The organism is Nocardia sp. NPDC060259 (assembly GCF_042728775.1).
Lineage (GTDB): Bacteria > Actinomycetota > Actinomycetes > Mycobacteriales > Mycobacteriaceae > Nocardia.
On record NZ_JBHXAY010000126.1, the window covers coordinates 1 to 18789 of the forward strand.

Below are 18789 nucleotides of genomic sequence, written 5' to 3' on the forward strand. Positions count from 1 at the left end.
CGCCCCCGGAATGGAGCCTGGCCGACATCCGCAACGGCCCGGCGGAACATTGTTCGCCGAGCCGTTGCTGGATTGGTGTCGCCGCGGATAATACCCACAGTTCGCCGTAATCAAACGAATTCAGGCCGTGACGCGGCCCGATTGCCGGAAGATCAGGCGTTCGGTCCGTACTCCTCGAGCATCTCGGTCACCAGCGCCGCGATCGGCGAGCGCTCGGAACGGGTGAGCGTGATGTGCGCGAAAAGCGGGTGCCCCTTGAGCTTTTCGATCACCGCGGCAATGCCGTCATGCCTGCCGACCCGCAGGTTGTCGCGCTGGGCGACATCGTGGGTGAGCACCACACGCGAGCCGGTGCCGAGGCGGCTCAGTACCGTCAGCAGCACATTGCGCTCGAGCGATTGCGCCTCGTCGACGATCACGAACGAATCGTGCAGCGAGCGCCCGCGAATGTGGGTCAGCGGCAGCACTTCGAGCATGTCGCGGCTGAGCACCTCCTCCATCACCTCGCGGCTGGCCAGCCCGTCGAGCGTGTCGAAGACGGCCTGAGCCCACGGGCCCATCTTCTCGCTCTCCGAACCGGGCAGGTAGCCCAGTTCCTGGCCGCCCACCGCGTACAGCGGCCGGAACACGACCACCTTGCGCTGGGTGCGCCGTTCCAGCACGGCCTCGAGCCCGGCGGTCAGCGCCAGCGCCGACTTACCGGTGCCAGCGCGGCCGCCCATCGACACGATGCCGATGCTCTCGTCGAGCAGCAGATCGAGCGCGATGCGCTGTTCGGCCGAGCGGCCGTGCAGGCCGAAGGCCTCCCGCTCCCTGACCAGCTGGACCCGCTTGTCGGCGGTGATCCGGCCCAGCGCGCTGGAGCTGCTGCCCAGCAACCGGATCCCGGTGTGGCATGGCAGTTCCCGCGCCTCGTCCAGGTCGATCACCGAGTCGGTGTAGAGCTGGTCGATCTGGGAGCCCGCGACGTCGAGTTCGACCATCCCGCTCCAGCCGGAGGTCACCACGTCCTGCGCGTGGTACTCGTCGGCGGACAGGCCGACCGCGCTCGCCTTGACCCGCAGCGGGATGTCCTTGGACACCAGCACCACCTCCTCGCCCTCGGCCGAGAAGTTCAGCGCGCAGGCGAGGATGCGGGAATCGTTGGTCTCCGAACGGAATCCGGCGGGCAACACCGAAGGGTCGGTGTGGTTGAGCTCCACCTGCAGTGTGCCGCCGTCGGTACCGATCGGCAGCGCCTGGTCGAGCCTGCCGTGGTTGACCCGCAGGTCGTCGAGCATGCGCAGGGCTTCCCTGGCGAACCAGCCGAGTTCGTGGTGGTGTCGCTTGGCCTCCAATTCACTGATCACGACCAGCGGTAGAACCACCTTGTGTTCGCCGAACCTGGTGACGGCCCAGGGATCCGAGAGCAGAACCGAGGTGTCGACGACGAAAGTCTTGCGACCGGAACGCGAGGGGCGGGCCCCCTTCTTCGAGGCCGAGGCCGTGTGCATCGCGGGGGCGGAAACGGAGCGTGCAGCAGTCACGGTGGGCTCCTTATGTGTTCGCACGGCACCCGCGCGAACGATCTCGCTGGACCGGTCCGTCCTGGTGGGCGGTGACGCGCTGGTCAACCGCCACGAGGGCCGGGTGCCGGCCCTCTCGCACTGAGTAGCTCAGTCACGGTCAGGACCTCCCGTACGAGCCACACCGACGCGGCCCGCATCACCGACGCTACCGTCCAACTGTCCGCCGCGCTGCCGGACAGCCGGACGTGTCCGTGAATTTGTCGTTAACCGGCGCCGACGCTTCGGATCTGCCCCAGGGGTGTCGCCGAGGGCTAGAGTCGAAGCATGTCCGAAGACGAGGATCTGGAGAAACTGTCGTCGAAGGAACTGCACGACCGTGCGGTGCGGACGGCTGTGCGACGCGGCGACGTGAAGTTCCTGTGGCGACTGCTCAAGTCCATCCCCGCCGCCCAGGCCGAGGCGGGCGACCTCGGCGAGAGCGAGGCCGACATCAAGTACGTGCTGCCGATGATCGATGACTACATGCACGCGGGCGACGGCAAACTGGCCGACGTCCTGCGGCCGACCTACCTGGACTACTTGAACAAGCACAAGTAGCCAGGCGGGTTCAGCGACGCAGGATTGCCCGCGCCGCGCCGACGACGGCGCCGCGCGCCATGTTGGCCATGCTGAAGTGGTCGTCCCACAGCACGATCCGGCCCTCGCGCAGTTCGAACGTGCCGCTCACCCAGAACCCGATCCGGACCGGGCCGGCGCGCAGGTAGTCGGTGCGGTCGGTGAGCACGATGTCGCCGTTCTCGGCGATGTGGTGCATGTCCGCCGCGAATCCCAGCTGCGGCCGGTCGAGGCCGCGCAGCAACGCGGCGACCCGATCCTTGCCACGCACGCTCGGCAGGCCGGTGTTCTTCCAGACGATCGCCGGATCCAGCAGCTCGAGCGCCTCGTCGACGCTGCCGAGTTCTAGCGCGGCGAAGAATTCGCGCACGAGGGTGGCGGAGTTTTCCGGCAGTTCCGGCTGGTCGGTCATGATGCGAGCCTAGGACGTTCGCGCCCGGCAGACCAGACCCCGGCGCTACCGATTCGTCCGTTTCGCGATCAGCACGGCGAGGCCGTCGAGGATGCGGTCGATGCCGAAGTCGAACGCGGCGCCCGGTGCGGCCGAGGGGCTGACCGTCGCCGATTCCTCCGCGAAGGCCGCGCTGACCGCGGGGAACCGGCCGCCCGCGGCACTCATCATCGCGGTGAACTGCTCGGCGAACTGGATCGCCGAATCGCCGCCGCCGACCGATTCGACCTGCTGGGCCAGGCTGCGCGCGTGCCCGTTGAGCAGCACGATGGTGTCGAGCCGTTCGGGGCCGGTCAGCCCGGTGCCGTCGAGAGCGGTGAGCGCGGCCTCGGTCCAGCTCATCTCGTTCGGGCCGATCGGACGGATACCGAGGGTCAGTTCGATGGTCCAGGGGTGGGTGCAGTAGCGCTCGAAGATCGCCTCGACCCAGTGCCGCAGGCCGCCGCGCCAGCCCGCCTTCGTGGCGTCCGGCCGCGGCGGTTCGCCTATCGCGGCGTCGACCATCAGCGCCGTCAGCTGTTCCTTGCCCGGCACGTACCGGTACAGCGACATCTTGGTGAAGCCGAGGCGCTCGGCCAGCCGCTGCATCGACAGCGCGGCCAGTCCTTCGGCGTCGACCAGCGCGATCGCCTCGGCGACGATCCCCTCCAGGGTGAGCGCGGGCTTCGGGCCGCGCTTGGGGCGCGCGGTGGTGCCCCACAGCAGTTCGACGGTGGTCGGCATCGGTCCTGCCTTTCCTGTTGACCTCAGAACTGTGTCTATCATACTCTTATTCGTGTCCACCGGATACAGATTCCATCAGACACAGATTTCCGCAGAGGAGCACACCATGCGCAACCAGACCGTTCTCATCTCCGGCGCGAGCATCGCGGGGCCCGCGCTGGCCTACTGGCTGCATCGCTACGGGTTCACCGTGACCGTCGTCGAGCGCGCTCCCGCGCTGCGCGCCGGCGGTCAGGCTGTCGACTTCAAGGGCCGGACGCACCTGACCGTGCTGGAACGGATGGGTGTCCTCGACGCGGTGCGCGCCCGCCGCACCGGCACCACCGACACGGTGTTCGTCGACGACGACGGGCGCGAGCTGGCCGTCATGTCCGGCGACTTCACCGGCGGCGACGTCGAGATCCTGCGCGGCGACCTCGCCGAGATCCTCTACGAGAAGACCTCGGCGGCCGTCGAATACGTCTTCGGCGACACGATCACCGCGCTGACCGAGACCGACGAAGGCGTCCGGGTACAGTTCGAGCGCGGACAGCCACGCACCTTCGACCTCGTCCTCGGCGCGGACGGAATCCATTCGCGGGTAAGGAAACTCGCGTTCGGACCCGAATCCGACTACGTGCATCACCTCGGCCACTACTACTGCGTGGCAGGCGCGAGCCGGTGGAGCGACCCCAGCGCCCCACGCGAACGGGCCAGCGCCTTCGCCCACAACATCCCGGGCAAGCTCGCCATCGACGGCGGCTCGAAGGCACAGCAGATGTACCTCTTCGCCAGTCCCGCACTGGATTTCCCCCGCGACGACACCGCCGCCGCCCGCCGCATCATCGAGTCCACTTACGCCGACATGGGCTGGAACGCCCCGCGCATGCTCGCCGACCTGGCCGGTTACGACGACATCTACCTGGACTCGATCAGCCAGGTCAGGATGAACGGCGCCTACACCAGCGGCCGCGTCGCCCTGGTCGGCGACTCCGCCTACGGCAACACTCTCGCCGGATTCGGCACCGGACTGGCCGTCGTCGGCGCCTATGTCCTCGCGGGCGAACTGGCCATCGCCGACGGCGACCACGTCACGGCGTTCGCCGCGTACGACCGAATCATGAAGCACTACGCCAAGATCGCGGGCAACAGCAACGCGGGCCCGTTCCTCGCCCCGAAAACCGCGCTCGGAATCAGGGTCCGCAACTGGTTCCTCGGCTCGCGCGGCTTTTCGCTGATGGTGAAATACGGCGACAAGGCCGCCAACGACATCGACCTGATCGATTACCCGGCGCGCGTCGAACTCACCGACGCGTCCTGAGTCCCGCCCGGCGCGCCTTGACTTGGAGTGCACTCCAAGTCCTATGGTCGCTCCCATGAGCATTCGTCTCGGTTACCAGATGCCCAATTTCAGCAACACGTCCTCGGTGCGCGAGCTGTTCCCCACGGTGATCGCACAGGCCAGAGCGGCGGAAGCGGCCGGATTCGACGCCGCCTTCGTGATGGACCACTTCTATCAGCTACCCGGCATCGGCAGTCCGGACGAGCCGATGCTGGAGGCCTATACCGCACTCGGCGCACTGGCCACCGCGACCGAGCGAATCCAGTTGTCCGCCTTGGTCACCGGCAATACCTACCGCAATCCGGCGCTGCTCGCCAAGACCGTCAGCACGCTCGACGTGGTCAGCGGCGGGCGGGCCGTGCTCGGGATCGGCGCGGGCTGGTTCGAGCTCGAGCACCAGCAGTACGGCTTCGAGTTCGGCACCTTCACCGAGCGGTTCCAGCGGCTCGAGGAAGCCCTGCGGATCATCGCCCCCATGCTGCACGGGCAGCGGCCCACCGTCGACGGCAAGTGGTACCACACCGAGAACGCGATGAACGAGCCGCGCGTCCGCGACGACCTGCCGATCATGCTCGGCGGCGGCGGCGAGAAGAAGACGTTCGCGCTGGCGGCCCGCTTCGCCGACCACCTCAACATCATCTCCAACGCCTCCCTGCTGCCGCAGAAGATCGAGGCGCTGCACCAGCGCTGCGCCGAGGCCGACCGCGACCCGGCGACCCTCGAAACCAGCTTCCTCGCGTTCGTGATCACCGACGAGGACGGCGACCGCGCCCGAAAACTGCAGGCCGACATGCTCGCCCGCTTCGGCATCGACCTGTCCGCCCTGTCCCCCGAGGAGATCCGCAACTCCCCCGCCGACCGCCAATTCGTCGGCACCCCGGACGAGGTCGCCGAGCAGATCCAGGAACGCGTCCTCGACCACGGCATCGACGGCATCATCGTCAACATGATCGCCAACGGCCACGAGCCGGGCGTCATCGAGGCGGCGGGACGCGCACTGAAACCCCTGGTCGGCTGACACCCGAGTCGAATCGCCCCGCCGGTCCGATATCGGCGGCCACTTGGTGCGCATGCCGGTCGATCCGGCCGTAGAGCGCTGAGATGGTGAAACGCCCTCGGTGACCGAGAACTTCGGTCGCCGAGGGCGTTTCGTGGTGTCGGGTCGGCTCAGCCGAGCAGGCGCCAGTCCTCGAGGCCCTGGTAGAGCGGGACGCTCTGGGCCAGCTTGGAGACGCGGGCGCGCAGCGACTCGGTGTCGGAGGTGCCGGCGAGGGTGGCGGCGATGATCTCGGCGACCTCGGTGAACTCGGTGTCGCCGAAGCCGCGGGTGGCCAGGGCGGCGGTGCCGATACGCAGGCCGGAGGTGACCATCGGGGGACGCGGGTCGAACGGGACGGCGTTGCGGTTGACGGTGATGCCGACCTCGTGGAGGAGGTCTTCGGCCTGCTGGCCGTCGAGTTCGGAGTTACGCAGGTCGACCAGCACCAGGTGCACGTCGGTGCCACCGGTCAGGACCGAGACACCCTTGTCCTTGACGTCGGCGCCGGTCAGACGCTCGGCCAGGATGCGGGCGCCGGACAGGGTGCGCTGCTGACGGTCGGCGAACTCCTCGGTCGCGGCGATCTTGAACGCGGCGGCCTTGGCGGCGATCACGTGCATGAGCGGGCCACCCTGCTGACCCGGGAACACCGCCGAGTTCAGCTTCTTGGCGAATTCCTGCTTGGCCAGGATCAGACCCGAGCGCGGACCACCGAGGGTCTTGTGCACGGTGGAGGACACGACATCGGCGTAGGGCACCGGGGAGGGGTGCAGACCCGCGGCGACCAGGCCGGCGAAGTGGGCCATGTCGACCCACAGGTAGGCGCCGACCTCGTCGGCGATCTCGCGGAACTTCGCGAAGTCCTGGTGGCGCGGGTAGGCCGACCAGCCTGCCACGATCACCTTCGGCTTGGCCGCCTTGGCGATGTCACGCACCTCGTCCATGTCGATGCGGTGGTCTTCCTTGGACACACCGTAGGAGTGGACGTCGTAGAGCTTGCCCGAGAAGTTCAGGCGCATGCCGTGGGTGAGGTGACCGCCGTGGGCGAGGTCGAGGCCGAGCAGGGTCTCGCCCGGGTTCATCAGTGCCATCAGCACCGCGGCGTTGGCCTGGGCGCCGGAGTGGGGTTGCACGTTGGCGAACTCGGCGCCGAAGAGTTCCTTGGCGCGGTCGCGGGCCAGGGTCTCCACCACGTCGACGGCTTCGCAGCCACCGTAGTAGCGGCGGCCGGGGTAGCCCTCGGCGTACTTGTTGGTGAGCACGGAACCCTGCGCCTGCAGGACCGCGCGCGGCACGAAGTTCTCCGAGGCGATCATCTCGAGGGTGTCGCGTTCGCGGGCGAGCTCGCCCGCCATCGCGGCGGCCAACTCGGGATCGAGCTCACCGAGAGACTGGGTATTCACCGAAGCGGTCGTCTGCGTCACGACCTTCAGTCTATGGGCCGTGTGCGGACGCCCGAGCACGGGGATAGCGCAACACGGGCACGGCCGCCACCCGGGAGACGCAGCTCACAGCTGTTCCACCCCGGCGGCCGCGCCGTCAGCCGGCCGTCACACCGGCATCCGCCGGATCGCGCCCGGCGTGAGCGGCTCGTCGAGCAGGCGGCCGAACCGCTCGACCCGATCCTGCGCGTCGACGGCGTTGTCGAGCCAGCCACCGAGCAGCCGATAGCCCTCCACGTAGGTGCTGATGTAGGCCCGCCACAGCGGCGAGGACAGGAACCGCAGCGACTGGCGCGCCCGCTCCGGCGTGGCCAGGCTCCAGCGCTGCAGGAACGCCGCCACCTCGTCGTCGCCGCGATGCTGATCGTGCAGCAGCAGTGCCGCGTCCTGCCGCACGCTCAGCAGTTTCGCCGACGCGGTCGAGAAGCGTTCGGCCCGCTCACCGTCGAAACGCAGGCCGAGATCGGCGTAGATCTCCTGCGCCCACGCACCCCAGCCCGGCCCGATGATGGACTGCAGGGCGAGGTCGGCCAGGCCTTCGGCCATCAGGCACTGCGGGGTGTTGACGAGGAACAGCGTCTGCTCGTCCTCGCCCGCGGCGACCAGCCCGGCCTCCTTGCGGCAGTGCTCGGTGTGGTGCCCGGGGTAGGCCTCGTGCGCGATCAGCGCGGGCAGCTGCGCCATGTGCTGCTTGAGGTCGGAATTGATCGCGACCGTGGAGCGGAAATTGCCTAGGTAGTAGTTGAATCCGGACCACGGCTTGTCGCCGACCACCTCGTAGGTGACGGTCTCGTGGTCGGGCAGCGGATAGCGATCGCGGACCCGCTCGCGCAGCGCGCTGGAGAACGCCTCGACGCACACCGCGAGCCGCTCGGGCGGGATCTCGTCGCCGCGCCGGTACGCGGCGGCGCGCTCGGCCAGCGGACCGTCGCCGCCGAGCACCTCGTCCATCAGGCGGTGGGCTTCGCGGTAGTCGTCGGGGTCACCGGGGGCGATGTCGACGTCGAAATAGGCGCGGACCTCGTCGACGAACCCGATCTCCTCGCCGGCGAACTTGCGGGCGGAGCACTCCATCGCCACCAGGTGGGCGTCGAGGAATTCGGTGCGCCGCGCCGGCAGACCCGCATCGGCCAGGCCCGCGCGCAGGTCGACGGCCCGCTTCACCAGCTCGGCCGGATCGGGGACCGGCGCGTTCTCGACGTCGCGACGCAACTGCGGGTCGCCGGTGTAGGCGTCGACGAAGCCTTCTTCAAGCCGGTCGAAAGCCAGTCCGAGCCGCAGGTATTCAGTGACAAGTGGATGTGACCCCATAGTGCCCGACCTTACGGGGTGAATCGGAAAAGCGGGCCCTACCTCGGGGTTGTCGCTCGTTACCGGCCAGTAGCCAAACCCCCCGTTGCGCGTAGGTGACCGAGACGGAGCACAATCGCGGCATGCGGTCAGAGTTATCCCGGATCTCACCCGACGGGCAGCCCAGCTGTGCGTGTACGCCAGGACGGAGCGTCGGGTAGGTGGCACGGATGAGCGAGCCGAGCCCGTATGTGGAGTTCGACCGGAAGCAGTGGCGCACCCTGCGCAAGTCGACTCCGCTGGTCCTGACCGAGGAGGAACTGACCGGCCTGCGTGGTCTCGGCGAGCAGATCGATCTCGAGGAAGTCGCCGAGGTCTATCTGCCGCTCGCCCGTCTGATCCACCTCCAGGTGGCCGCGCGCCAGCGGCTGTTCGCCGCCACCGCGACCTTCCTCGGCGAGAAGCATCCGGACAAGCAGGTGCCGTTCGTGATCGGCGTCGCGGGCAGTGTCGCGGTCGGTAAGTCGACGACAGCGCGCGTGCTGCAGGCGCTGCTTGCCCGCTGGGACCACCATCCGCGGGTCGACCTGGTGACCACCGACGGATTCCTCTATCCCACCGCCGAACTCACCCGCCGCGGCATCATGCACCGCAAGGGTTTCCCGGAGAGCTACGACCGCCGCAAGCTGCTGCGCTTCGTCACCGAGGTGAAGTCGGGCGCCGAAGAGGCGTGCGCGCCGGTGTATTCGCACGTCTCCTACGACATCGTGCCCGATGAGGCGCACTGCGTGCGTCAGCCCGACATCCTCATCGTCGAGGGGCTGAACGTGCTGCAAACCGGTCCGCGGCTGATGGTCTCGGACCTGTTCGACTTCTCCATCTATGTCGACGCCAGGATCGAGGACATCGAGAACTGGTACGTGCAGCGCTTTCTCGCATTGCGCAAGACCGGCTTCGCCGACCCGAACGCCCACTTCCACCACTACGCCGGGTTCAGCGACGAGCAGGCCACCGCGGCCGCGCGCGACATCTGGAACTCGACGAACCGGCCCAATCTGGTGGAGAACATCCTGCCGACCCGCCCGCGCGCGACGCTGGTGCTGCGCAAGGACTCCGACCACACGATCAACCGGTTGCGGTTGCGCAAGCTGTGATCAGCGGGGTGTGTGCACTTCGATCACGTTGTGCAACACCGGCTTACCGTCGACGTACAGGTCGCCGGTGAGGGTGCCGAACGGCGCGGCCTCGCCGGTGTGGCGCAGCTCGAGCGCGATCGGCGCGGTGATGACGCGCGCCACCGGGTCGGCGCCGACCTGCGTCCAGCCGTCGCGGTAGCGCCACACCGACGACGAGACGAGCGACTGCGGTTCGGCGCGGTCCCAGACCAGCCGGGTCAGCACGATATCCGCACCGTCGCTACGTATATCGGCGATCGAGCTGCACGACGGGAACGGCGGTCCGGCGGAATCGACCGTCCCGGCGACGAGATCGAGGCGGTGAACCGACGCGGTGCCACAGGCGACGTTGTCACGGCTGTAGCCCGCGACGGCGACCGAACGTCCGTCTGGTGCGATCACCGCCTGCCGGAACACGGTGTTCACCTCGGGAATCCGGCCGAACTGTTGCACCGCACCGGAATTCAGGTCGACGACGTAGAGGTGGTTGATGCCCCAGTTGGCGCCGGGGACGGACTCGATCCGCGTGAGCACGGCATTGTTCCGGTCCAGCGCGATCAGCTCGGTGCCGGTCAACGTGGCGCCCTCGCCCAGCCGGTCACGGGGCGCGGGCAGCGAGATCGACCGCAGCACAACCGGATCAGGAGTGCGCAGGTCGGCCTGCATGATCGCGCCGTCGCGCCACCAGCCGACCACGGCGTCGTGCAGCGGAAACACCCGGGTGCAGCGGCAGTCGACGCGACCCGAGGACACCAGCAGCTCAGCGGTCTCCATCGCCGTCACCACGCCGTCGCCGTCGATCGCGTACGCGAGTGAATTATCTTGGCTGAAGCCGATTTCCCGGTAGTCGCCGAACCGGTCGCCGCGCATACCGGACGCGTCGGCCACACCCATCCCAGTCGTCGTGCGCACCGCGTACATCTGGGTCGACAACGGCGCCGCCGTCACGATCTGCGGACCCTGCGGCAGCGCGGTGCCGCAGCCCGCCCCGAGTAACCCGATCGCGGCCGTGACCACCATCCGCATCCCGTTGTTTCGCATCGTTACCTCCGGCGCTCCCCCATCGGCGCCGCCCGTGCGCTGCGCCGATCGACCGGGAACCTTCCCGGCGCCGAGGTATACGGAGCGCGCACCGCATCGGTTCGATCGCCGACGACGGCTACCTCGCGCCGGAGTCGATTTTTTGTGGGCGGAGCCGACCTTCCACCCGCAGGGCGCAAGGCAGCGGCCGAACCGTTCTACCCGTTCGTGGCCGCAGGCGCGCCCAGCGAGACGACCTGTTGCGCGAGTTCCGTTCGCGCGCCGCCCTTCTCCACGACCAGCACTCCGTGCGGCGTGTCGCGCATGTCGCTCGGATCACCGGCGACCACCTGGACGACGGACTCCCGCGCGCGCGGCAGCATGTCGACCACCGGGTTCTCGCCGACCGGCGCCCAGCCCTGCGCCGCCGATTGCAGCCGGTCGACCGCGCTGGGCGCGCCCGCCATGTCGGCCCATTTCCGGGTGGCCACGGTGATCGTGCCGTCGCCGCCCCAGCGCGGGCTGTAGGCCGCCGAACACTCGCCGGGCAGCGCGGGCAGTTCCTGGACGGCATTGGTGTCGGCGTCGATGGTCGCGACGTGACCGGTGCCGCACGTTGCGCTGCGGGCGGTCGCGCCGGCGAGGACGAAGGTGTGACCGTCGGGTCCGGCGGCGGCCGAGAGGTGGGCGTCGATGCCGGGTACCCGGCCCAGCGGGAGGATGGCGTCGGCGCCGATCGCGTAGAGGTGGTTCTTCTCCCACCACAGTCCGCGCGACTCGACCCTGGCCAGCAGCACATAGTCGTCGGTCGCCGCGACCAGCCTGGCGCCGTCCCAGCTGCCACCGGACAGCGGGCTCGGCGAATCCGGCAGCACCACATCCTTTTCGGGCGCGGCGGGTGCGGTGCCCGACAGATCCAAGGTCATGATCTGGCCGGGTTCCCGCCACCAGGCCACCACCGCGCCACGCACGGCCACCGCGTCGGTGCAGTCGCACTCGGTCCGCGATACCGAACCGTCGCGCACGCTCAACGCCACCAGCGTCTTCGAGCTCGTCTCCACCGAGAACGCGAACTGCCCGTCCCTGGTGAAACCGACCGCGGCCGAGGAGTAGCCGAAACTGCCCGGCGCGCGCACCGTCCCGGCGCCACGCACGACCGCCAGTTCATCGGCGGTCCGGTACGCGAACACCGAACCCGCGGCATCCTGCTGTTCTGTCGGCGTGGCCTGCGGCAGCGCCGTCTCGTCGGCACCGCACCCCGCGAGCAGCGCGACGACACTCGACACCACACCGATCGCCGCGGTCCGGCTCGGTCCTGGCTTCCTCGCAACTCCCACAGCACACCCCTGCACGTGTCGTCGGGCCTCGTCTCGCGCAGCAGCCTAGCCCGCGCTCGGCCGGGATCAGGGCGACTCTCCTACAACTTCCACGCCGCGTCGAGCCTGGTCGCCACATCGATATTGCGGACCGCCGCGACCTCCGGCTTCCGGATCACCCCGGCGATGGAGCGGGCGACCCGGTGACATCAAACGCCGAAACGGCGGTGCCGCGCGGCGTAATCCCGTAGTGCGCGCAAGAAGTCGACCCGCCGGAACTCCGGCCAGTACGCCTCGGTGAACCAGATCTCCGAATAGGCGCTCTGCCACAGCAGGAAACCCGAAAGACGCTGCTCACCAGAGGTTCTGATGACCAGATCCGGATCGGGCTGACCCGAGGTGTAGAGGTGCTGGCCGATCGCGTCGACAGTGATCGACTGCACCAGATCCTCGCCCGACTCGCCCCCGGCGATCTCCTGACGCACCAGCGAACGGACCGCGTCGGCGATCTCCTGACGCCCGCCGTAGCCCACCGCGACATTCACATGCACGCCGTCGCGCCCGCTCGTACGCTCCGCGGCGACCCGCAGCCGCTTCGCGATCAGCTCGGGGAAACCCGCCAGCGAGCCGACGATCCGCACGCTCCAGTTCTGCTCCGGCGCCGACAGTTCCTCCACCACATCGGTGATGACCTCGAACAGCGTCTCCAGCTCTTCCGGATCGCGGCGCAAATTCTCCGTCGACAACAGATAGACGGTGACCATCTCGATGCCTTCGTCGGCGCACCAGCCGACCAGCTCGGCGATCTTCAGCGCGCCGACCCGATGACCGTGGCTGACATCGGTGAAACCGTTCTCGCGCGCCCAGCGGCGATTGCCGTCGCACATCACAGCGACATGGCGAGGATGCTGCTTGTCGGCCAGCTGCTTGGACAGTCTGGCTTCGTAGATGCGGTACGGCAGACCACGCACCCGCCCGAGAAACTCCACCCCCGCACCCTACGCTCCCCCGCCTCCCCGGGACTTTGGCCGGTAGTAGGTGGGGAGAAGGTCGTGCATCGGGCTTGCGGTTACCGGCGGGGTGGGTTGGAGATGGTTGGGGAGTTACCCATGTGCTTGCGAGATCAGTGGGTTGGCTGTTGGGTGATCGGTGGTGTGGTTGTGGGCACGTTTGTGGTGGTGGGGGGTGGTGCTGACGTAGCGTTGACGGTAACTTACGGTACCGTAGGTTTTCGGCATGGGAGGTTTCGTGGAGGCTGTTGCCGTGGGGGTCGGGGAGCCGGGGCTTGTGGGGAAGCCGCGGTTTCGGGGGTGGATTCATACGTGGGCGGTGGGGTTTGCCGTTGTTGCGGTGGCGGTGCTCGTCGTGTTCGGGTTCCGGGAGTCGGCTACGGCCGGGTGGTCGACGCTTGTCTATGGGGTGGCGGTGTGCGCGCTGTTCGGGATCAGTGCGGTGTATCACCGGGTGACCTGGCAGAGCGTGCGGGCCAGGGTGCGGATGAAACGGGCGGATCATTCGATGATCTTTCTGTTCATCGCGGGGAGTTACACGCCGTTCGCGTTGCTCGGACTGCCTGGCTCGACCGGGCGGGTGCTGCTCATCGTGGTGTGGGTGGGGGCGCTGGCCGGGGTGGCGTTGAAGATGCTGTGGCCGACCGCGCCGCGGTGGGTGGGGGTCCCGCTGTATCTGCTGCTCGGCTGGGCGATCGTGCCGGTCGCGCCGGAACTGCTGCACAACGTGGGAGTGCTGCCGCTGGTGCTGCTCGCCATCGGCGGCGTGATCTACAGCGCGGGGGCGATCCTCTACGCGACGAAATGGCCGAATCCCTGGCCCGAGCACTTCGGGCATCACGAGTTCTTCCACGCGGCGACGGTGGTCGCGGCGGGGTTCCACTACATCGCTATCTGGCTGGTGCTGCTCGGCTGAACGGCGCGTGCGCGCGATCGGCGCGGCCCTGCCTTCTATGCTCGATATTCGTGTCACCCGTCAGCGCAGCTCGTGATACCCGGGTGTTTCGGCGCTCCGGGTTCTGGCGCGCGCGATGAATCGACTGGTCCGCTGGGCGCTGCGCAGCTACTGGGGGCTGGGACTGGTGGTCATCACCGCCAACCTGGTCGGTCTCGGCGCCATCTTCCTCATCGCCTGGGCGGACGGCGTGTTCGCCCGGGTCGGGCCGAACTGGCGGGAAGCGGCCTGGCTGCTCGCCATCTACCCGGCGTTCGCCGTAGGCATCGGCATCGGACTGGCCATCTATGACCGGCGCCGATACCTGCGCTGGCTCGATGACGGACGCAAACCGACACCGGAGGAAGCGCGCCGCCTGATCGCGCTGCCCGCGGCGATCACGGTGCGCGCGATCGTGCTGTGGATACCCGGCATCGCGTTGACGGTCTGGCTGGTCGACCGGTTCACCGACTACGACAACGACGCGGTGGTGATCGCCGGATTCGCGCTCGGTGCGCTGGAATCGGCGGGCGCGACCTACCTGATCCTCGACCGGCTGATCCGTCCCGCCGTTCCGATCATCGCGGCGGTGCTCGGGCCCACCGTGCATCCGAGTTCCACCGTGCTCGTGCGCGTGCTCGTCACCTGGGCGGTGTCGAGCGCGCTGCCGGGGCTGATCATCATCGTCGTGCTCAGCGACCCGGCCACCCCGGCCGAGGACCGGGTGCGGGCCGCCTGGATCTTCACCCTCGTCGCCCTGGCCGTCGGCGCGCTCGCCACCGCGCTGCTCGCGCGCTCGGTCGCCACCCCGATGCGCACGATGTACCTGGCGCTGGACCGGATCACCCGCGGCGAACTCGACGTGCGGGTGCCCGTCGGCAGCGCCAGCGAGATCGGGCGGCTCGAACACTCCGTCAACGAACTGGCCGCGACCCTGCAGGACCAGTTGCACACCGAGGACGTGTTCGGCAGGCATGTCGGCTCGACGGTCGCCGAACGCGCGCTGTCGGGCAGCACCGACCTGACCGGTGACGTGCGGATCGTGTCGGCGCTGTTCGTCGACGTGACCGGGTCGGTGCAGCTGTCGGCCGAGATGGCGCCGGAACAGTTCGTGCACAAGCTCAACCGGCTGCTCGCGACCGTGGTCGCCGCCACCGAGGACAACGGCGGCCTGGTCAACAAGTTCGCCGGCGACGCCGCGCTGTGCATCTTCGGCGCACCGTCGGCCCTACACGACAACGCCACCCCCGCCCTGCGCGCCGCCCGCCGCATCCGCGACGAAGTGGTCGCCACCGGCGAACTCGACGTCGGCATCGGCGTGGCCCGCGGCCAGGTCTTCGCGGGCGACGTCGGCGCCGACACCCGCCTCGAATTCACCGTCATCGGCGACGCGGTGAACGAGGCGGCCCGGCTCACCGCCATGGCCAAGGAAGCGCCCCAGCGAGTCCTGGTCAGCGATCCGGTCCTGCAAGCCGCCACTCCCCACGAGCGCGCGCACTGGAAGCGGTACAAGGACCTCCGGCTACGCGGGATCCCCGGGCGCACTCGAACCTGGACCGACGTCTCGCCTGGACGCTGAGCTGCTGCCTCGAAGTCAGCGCTGACCCAATTCACCAGCCGCCCCGATGGTCCCGATCGCGACCGATCGGCGGCACAGTGAACGTCCAGCGCCGCGGTCGACGGGATCGTGGACAGGCCCTAGGCGCGCAGCGCTTCGGTCAATGCCGTGGGGTCGGTGACCGGTAGGTCGCAGACCGAGCCGCGGCAGACGTAGGCGGCGGGGCCACCGTTGACCAGCGGGCGATCGGCCAGCAGCGGTGCGGTGTCGGGCGGACCGGCCAGGACGATCGAGCCGCCGGGTGACCAGGTGCGGGCGGCGGCGAGGAGTTCGGTGGCGGCGGAGGACTTCTCGGTGGCGGTGATCGCCACCTGGATGGGTCCGCGGACCGAGGCCTCGGCGACCGCCAGCCAGTGACCCGCCGAGCGGGGGGCTCGGGCCAGCAGGACCGCGCCGCGGCCGAGGGTGTGGTCGGCGAGTTCGCGGTAGCGGACGGCGCGTTCGGGGTCGGCGACGGCGGCGGCGGTCAGCAGCGCTTCGGCGAGGGCCGAGGTGCCGGACGGGGTGGCGCCGTCGACCGGGTCGCGGGGGCGGGCCACCAGGGTTTCCGCGTCGTCGGCGGTGTCGAACCAGCTACCGGGGCGTTCGGGGTCGGCGAAATGCTCGATCGCGCTGTCCAGCAACACCTGCGCGGCCGCGAGCCAGTCGGCTTCGCCGGTCGCCTGATAGAGGGCGAGCAGGCCGGTGGTGAGCCAGGCGTAGTCCTCGAGGACACCGGGCGGCGTGCCGACGACACCGTCGAGCGAGGCGCGGCGCAGCCTGCCGTCGACCAGGTGGACATCGAGCAGGAACCGGGCGGAGCGCACCGCGGCCGCCACCCAGGACGGTTCCTCCAGTGCCGCACCGGCTTCGGCGAGCGCGGTGATCGCCATGCCGTTCCACGCGGTGACGACCTTGTCGTCGCGGGCGGGCTGCGGCCGCTGCGCGCGGAGCTCGAGCATCCGCGCGCGCAGCCGGTCGAAGCGGGTCGACTGCTCGGCGTCGACGGGGTCGCTGCGGCGGGTGAGCACCGAAGTGCCCTGTTCGAAGTTGCCGCCCGTGGTGACGCCGAAAGCCTCTGCCGCCCAGACACCGTCGAGCGGTCCGAGGTCGCCGATCAGCTCCGACGGCGTCCACACATAGGTGGCCCCCTCGACACCGGGACCACCCGGCTCGAGCTGGGTATCGGCGTCGAGCGCGGAGGCGAACGCGCCGTCCGCCGTGCCGAGGTCGGCGAGCAGGAATTCGACGGTCTCGCGAGTCACGCGGTGCGGCAACGATTCCAGGGGCGTCGCGGGTGAGCGGCGGGCGAGATGAGCGTACGCGCGCAGCAGCAGGGCGTTGTCGTAGAGCATCTTCTCGAAGTGCGGGATCAGCCAGCCCGCGTCGACGGAGTACCGGGAGAAGCCACCGCGCAGCTGGTCGTAGATGCCGCCGCGGGCCATCGCCTCGGCCGTGCGCTCCACCAGGTCGAACACCGACTGATCACCGGTGCGTTCCCAGTGCCGCAGCAGACCTTCCAGCGTCGCCGACGGCGGGAACTTCGGCGCACCGCCGAAACCACCGTGCTCGCGGTCCTCGTCCGCGGCGATCGCGCGCACCGCGGTGTCGAGAAGATCACCGACGACGGCGAATTCGGCATCGGGCAACCCGGTCGCCTGCGCCCGCAGCGCCTCGGTGACCTGCTCGGCCGCCTGGTCCACGTCCGCCCGCCGGTTGCGCCAGGTGTCGGTGATCGCGCTGAGCAGCTGGGTGAACGACGGCATCCCGCCGCGCGGCTGCTTCGGGTAGTAGGTGCCGCAGTAGAACGGCGCCCCGTCGGGGGTGAGGAAGCACGTCATCGGCCACCCGCCCTGCCCGGTCATGGCGACGGTGGCGTTCATGTACACCGCGTCCAGATCGGGCCGCTCCTCCCGGTCGACCTTCACGCAGACGAACCCCGCGTTCATCAGCTCGGCCGTCGCCGCGTCCTCGAACGACTCGTGCGCCATCACATGGCACCAGTGACACGAGGCGTACCCGATCGAGAGCAGGATCGGCACATCCCGCTCCGCCGCCTCGGCCAGCGCCTCGGCACCCCACTCCTGCCAATGGACGGGGTTGTCGGCATGTTGACGCAGATAGGGCGAGGTTGCACCGGCCAATCGGTTCACGGTTCCACCCTGCCACAACCGGCGCGCGCGCAAAGCAACCCACACGGGCAGGAGGCCTGCAAGCCTTCGCCGGCACAAAAAGAAACTCGAACATTTCAGTTAGGACCCCACCGCCCTACACTGGGCCACCATGGATATGCACACACGACAACTGCGCTACTTCGTAGCAGTGGCCGAGGAGCTGAGCTTCACTCGCGCCGCGCACCGGTTGCACGTGGCGCAGCAGGGGTTGAGCGCACAGATAAAACAGCTGGAGCAAACCCTCGGTGTGGTGCTGTTCTCGCGGAACACCCGCAACGTCGAACTCACCGCCGCGGGCGCCGCGTTCTTCAAGGAGGTGCGCTACGGGCTGACCCGGCTCGACGCCGCCGCCGAACGGGCGCGTGTGGTCCATCGCAGTGAACGGGACCGGTTGGTGCTGGGGTGTATGGAGGGCGCGGCGCTCACCCTGACCGAACCGCTCCTGACCGCCTTCCGCGAATGCCATCCCGAGGTCAGCCTGGAACTGCGGCAGTTCGGCTACGACGACCCCTCCGCGGGCTTGCGGGCCGGCTCGGTGGACGTGGCGATCGTGCGGCATCCCTTTGTCCACGAGGGCCTCGAATTCGAGCGGCTCTTCGCCGAACCGCTGGCGGTGATGGTGCCGATCGACCACCCGCTGGCGAACCGCGCGGACGTGCTGGCCGCCGACGTGGCGCATGAACGCCTGCTCGGCGCAGCCTGCACGGATCCGGTGTGGAACACCTTCTGGGAGTTGGATGTTCATCGCGGCGGGCAACCGGCCGACATCGTCTCCCGGTCCAGCACCGTGCTCGAGGAATTGCACAAGGTCTCGACCGGCGTCGGCTTGGTGATCACGGCCGCCTGCGCCCGCTGGATCTCCTTCCCCCGGGTGAGGCTGATCCCGGTCGTCGACGCCGAACCCAACGAGGTCGCCGTGGGCTGGCGTTCCGATCACCGCACCACGCTGGTGCGATCGTTCGTCGAGATCGCCCGGACGGTGCGCGATGCCAATCCGGATCTGGTGTACCAGCTGGAGCACCCGGACTTCGAGGACTGCACGGTGCCTATCCATCTGTGATCGACAAGGAAAACCGGAAAGTCCGCCGCGATTGCGCGGAATCTCACCTGAGCCGGACGCGCGGATGGCGAGGGTGCGGAAAACGATCGGTCCGCACCGGATTCGGTGCGGACC

16 protein-coding genes are annotated in these 18789 nt (G+C 68.9%); 7 read left to right on the plus strand and 9 right to left on the minus strand.

The genetic code is table 11. The annotated features are described in order from the left end of the window. Positions 1-152 precede the first annotated feature (152 nt). On the minus strand, positions 153-1526 hold the full coding sequence (locus ACFWF2_RS29835) for a PhoH family protein (protein ID WP_379310799.1): 1374 nt from the start codon (positions 1524-1526) through the stop codon (positions 153-155). A 306-nt stretch (positions 1527-1832) separates the two neighbouring features. Here ACFWF2_RS29835 and ACFWF2_RS29840 point away from each other — a divergent pair, with 306 nt between their 5' ends. Then, positions 1833-2105, plus strand: coding sequence for a hypothetical protein (locus ACFWF2_RS29840; RefSeq protein WP_379310800.1), 273 nt, complete (start codon positions 1833-1835; stop codon positions 2103-2105). A 10-nt stretch (positions 2106-2115) separates the two neighbouring features. On the opposite strand, the gene ACFWF2_RS29845 is transcribed toward ACFWF2_RS29840, so the two are convergent. Together ACFWF2_RS29845 and ACFWF2_RS29850 are read right to left on the minus strand one after the other, a co-directional pair. After that, positions 2116-2535 carry a limonene-1,2-epoxide hydrolase family protein gene (locus ACFWF2_RS29845; RefSeq protein ID WP_379310801.1) on the minus strand — a complete coding sequence of 140 codons (420 nt, stop codon included), beginning with the start codon at positions 2533-2535 and terminating at the stop codon, positions 2116-2118. 45 nt (positions 2536-2580) lie between these two features. Continuing rightward, positions 2581-3297, minus strand: a complete 717-nt coding sequence (locus ACFWF2_RS29850; RefSeq protein ID WP_379310802.1) for a TetR/AcrR family transcriptional regulator — start codon at positions 3295-3297, stop codon at positions 2581-2583. Positions 3298-3403: 106 nt separating this feature from the next. On the opposite strand from ACFWF2_RS29850, the gene ACFWF2_RS29855 reads away from it, so the two are divergent. Both ACFWF2_RS29855 and ACFWF2_RS29860 read left to right on the plus strand, forming a co-directional pair. Further along, positions 3404-4597 carry an FAD-dependent monooxygenase gene (locus ACFWF2_RS29855; RefSeq protein WP_379310803.1) on the plus strand — a complete coding sequence of 398 codons (1194 nt, stop codon included), beginning with the start codon at positions 3404-3406 and terminating at the stop codon, positions 4595-4597. Positions 4598-4652: 55 nt separating this feature from the next. After that, positions 4653-5636 carry an LLM class F420-dependent oxidoreductase gene (locus tag ACFWF2_RS29860; RefSeq protein ID WP_379310804.1) on the plus strand — a complete coding sequence of 328 codons (984 nt, stop codon included), beginning with the start codon at positions 4653-4655 and terminating at the stop codon, positions 5634-5636. Between the two features lie 149 nt (positions 5637-5785). Here ACFWF2_RS29860 and glyA read toward each other — a convergent pair whose 3' ends face one another. Together glyA and ACFWF2_RS29870 are read right to left on the minus strand one after the other, a co-directional pair. Continuing rightward, positions 5786-7081 carry a serine hydroxymethyltransferase gene (glyA, locus tag ACFWF2_RS29865; protein WP_189026185.1) on the minus strand — a complete coding sequence of 432 codons (1296 nt, stop codon included), beginning with the start codon at positions 7079-7081 and terminating at the stop codon, positions 5786-5788. Between the two features lie 126 nt (positions 7082-7207). Beyond that, positions 7208-8410 carry a DUF885 domain-containing protein gene (locus ACFWF2_RS29870; RefSeq protein ID WP_379310805.1) on the minus strand — a complete coding sequence of 401 codons (1203 nt, stop codon included), beginning with the start codon at positions 8408-8410 and terminating at the stop codon, positions 7208-7210. Between the two features lie 200 nt (positions 8411-8610). Here ACFWF2_RS29870 and coaA point away from each other — a divergent pair, with 200 nt between their 5' ends. Then, positions 8611-9543, plus strand: coding sequence for a type I pantothenate kinase (coaA, locus tag ACFWF2_RS29875; RefSeq protein ID WP_379310806.1), 933 nt, complete (start codon positions 8611-8613; stop codon positions 9541-9543). Here coaA and ACFWF2_RS29880 read toward each other — a convergent pair whose 3' ends face one another. The 3 genes from ACFWF2_RS29880 to ACFWF2_RS29890 all read right to left on the minus strand — a co-directional run bounded on the left by ACFWF2_RS29880 (position 9544) and on the right by ACFWF2_RS29890 (position 12889). Next, complete coding sequence (locus ACFWF2_RS29880; protein WP_379310807.1) at positions 9544-10605, minus strand: hypothetical protein; 1062 nt, start codon at positions 10603-10605, stop codon at positions 9544-9546. A 197-nt stretch (positions 10606-10802) separates the two neighbouring features. Then, positions 10803-11921 (minus strand): hypothetical protein, encoded by a 1119-nt coding sequence (locus tag ACFWF2_RS29885; protein WP_379310809.1) that lies wholly within the window; start codon positions 11919-11921, stop codon positions 10803-10805. Between the two features lie 188 nt (positions 11922-12109). Continuing rightward, positions 12110-12889, minus strand: a complete 780-nt coding sequence (locus ACFWF2_RS29890; RefSeq protein ID WP_379310810.1) for an isoprenyl transferase — start codon at positions 12887-12889, stop codon at positions 12110-12112. Positions 12890-13136: 247 nt separating this feature from the next. Here ACFWF2_RS29890 and ACFWF2_RS29895 point away from each other — a divergent pair, with 247 nt between their 5' ends. Continuing rightward, positions 13137-13826 (plus strand): hemolysin III family protein, encoded by a 690-nt coding sequence (locus ACFWF2_RS29895; protein ID WP_379310811.1) that lies wholly within the window; start codon positions 13137-13139, stop codon positions 13824-13826. Between the two features lie 115 nt (positions 13827-13941). Continuing rightward, complete coding sequence (locus ACFWF2_RS29900; RefSeq protein WP_379310812.1) at positions 13942-15423, plus strand: adenylate/guanylate cyclase domain-containing protein; 1482 nt, start codon at positions 13942-13944, stop codon at positions 15421-15423. Between the two features lie 119 nt (positions 15424-15542). Here ACFWF2_RS29900 and ACFWF2_RS29905 read toward each other — a convergent pair whose 3' ends face one another. Then, positions 15543-17594, minus strand: coding sequence for a thioredoxin domain-containing protein (locus ACFWF2_RS29905; RefSeq protein WP_379310813.1), 2052 nt, complete (start codon positions 17592-17594; stop codon positions 15543-15545). Between the two features lie 130 nt (positions 17595-17724). Here ACFWF2_RS29905 and ACFWF2_RS29910 point away from each other — a divergent pair, with 130 nt between their 5' ends. Further along, positions 17725-18675 carry a LysR family transcriptional regulator gene (locus ACFWF2_RS29910; protein WP_379310814.1) on the plus strand — a complete coding sequence of 317 codons (951 nt, stop codon included), beginning with the start codon at positions 17725-17727 and terminating at the stop codon, positions 18673-18675. Positions 18676-18789: the final 114 nt, after the last annotated feature.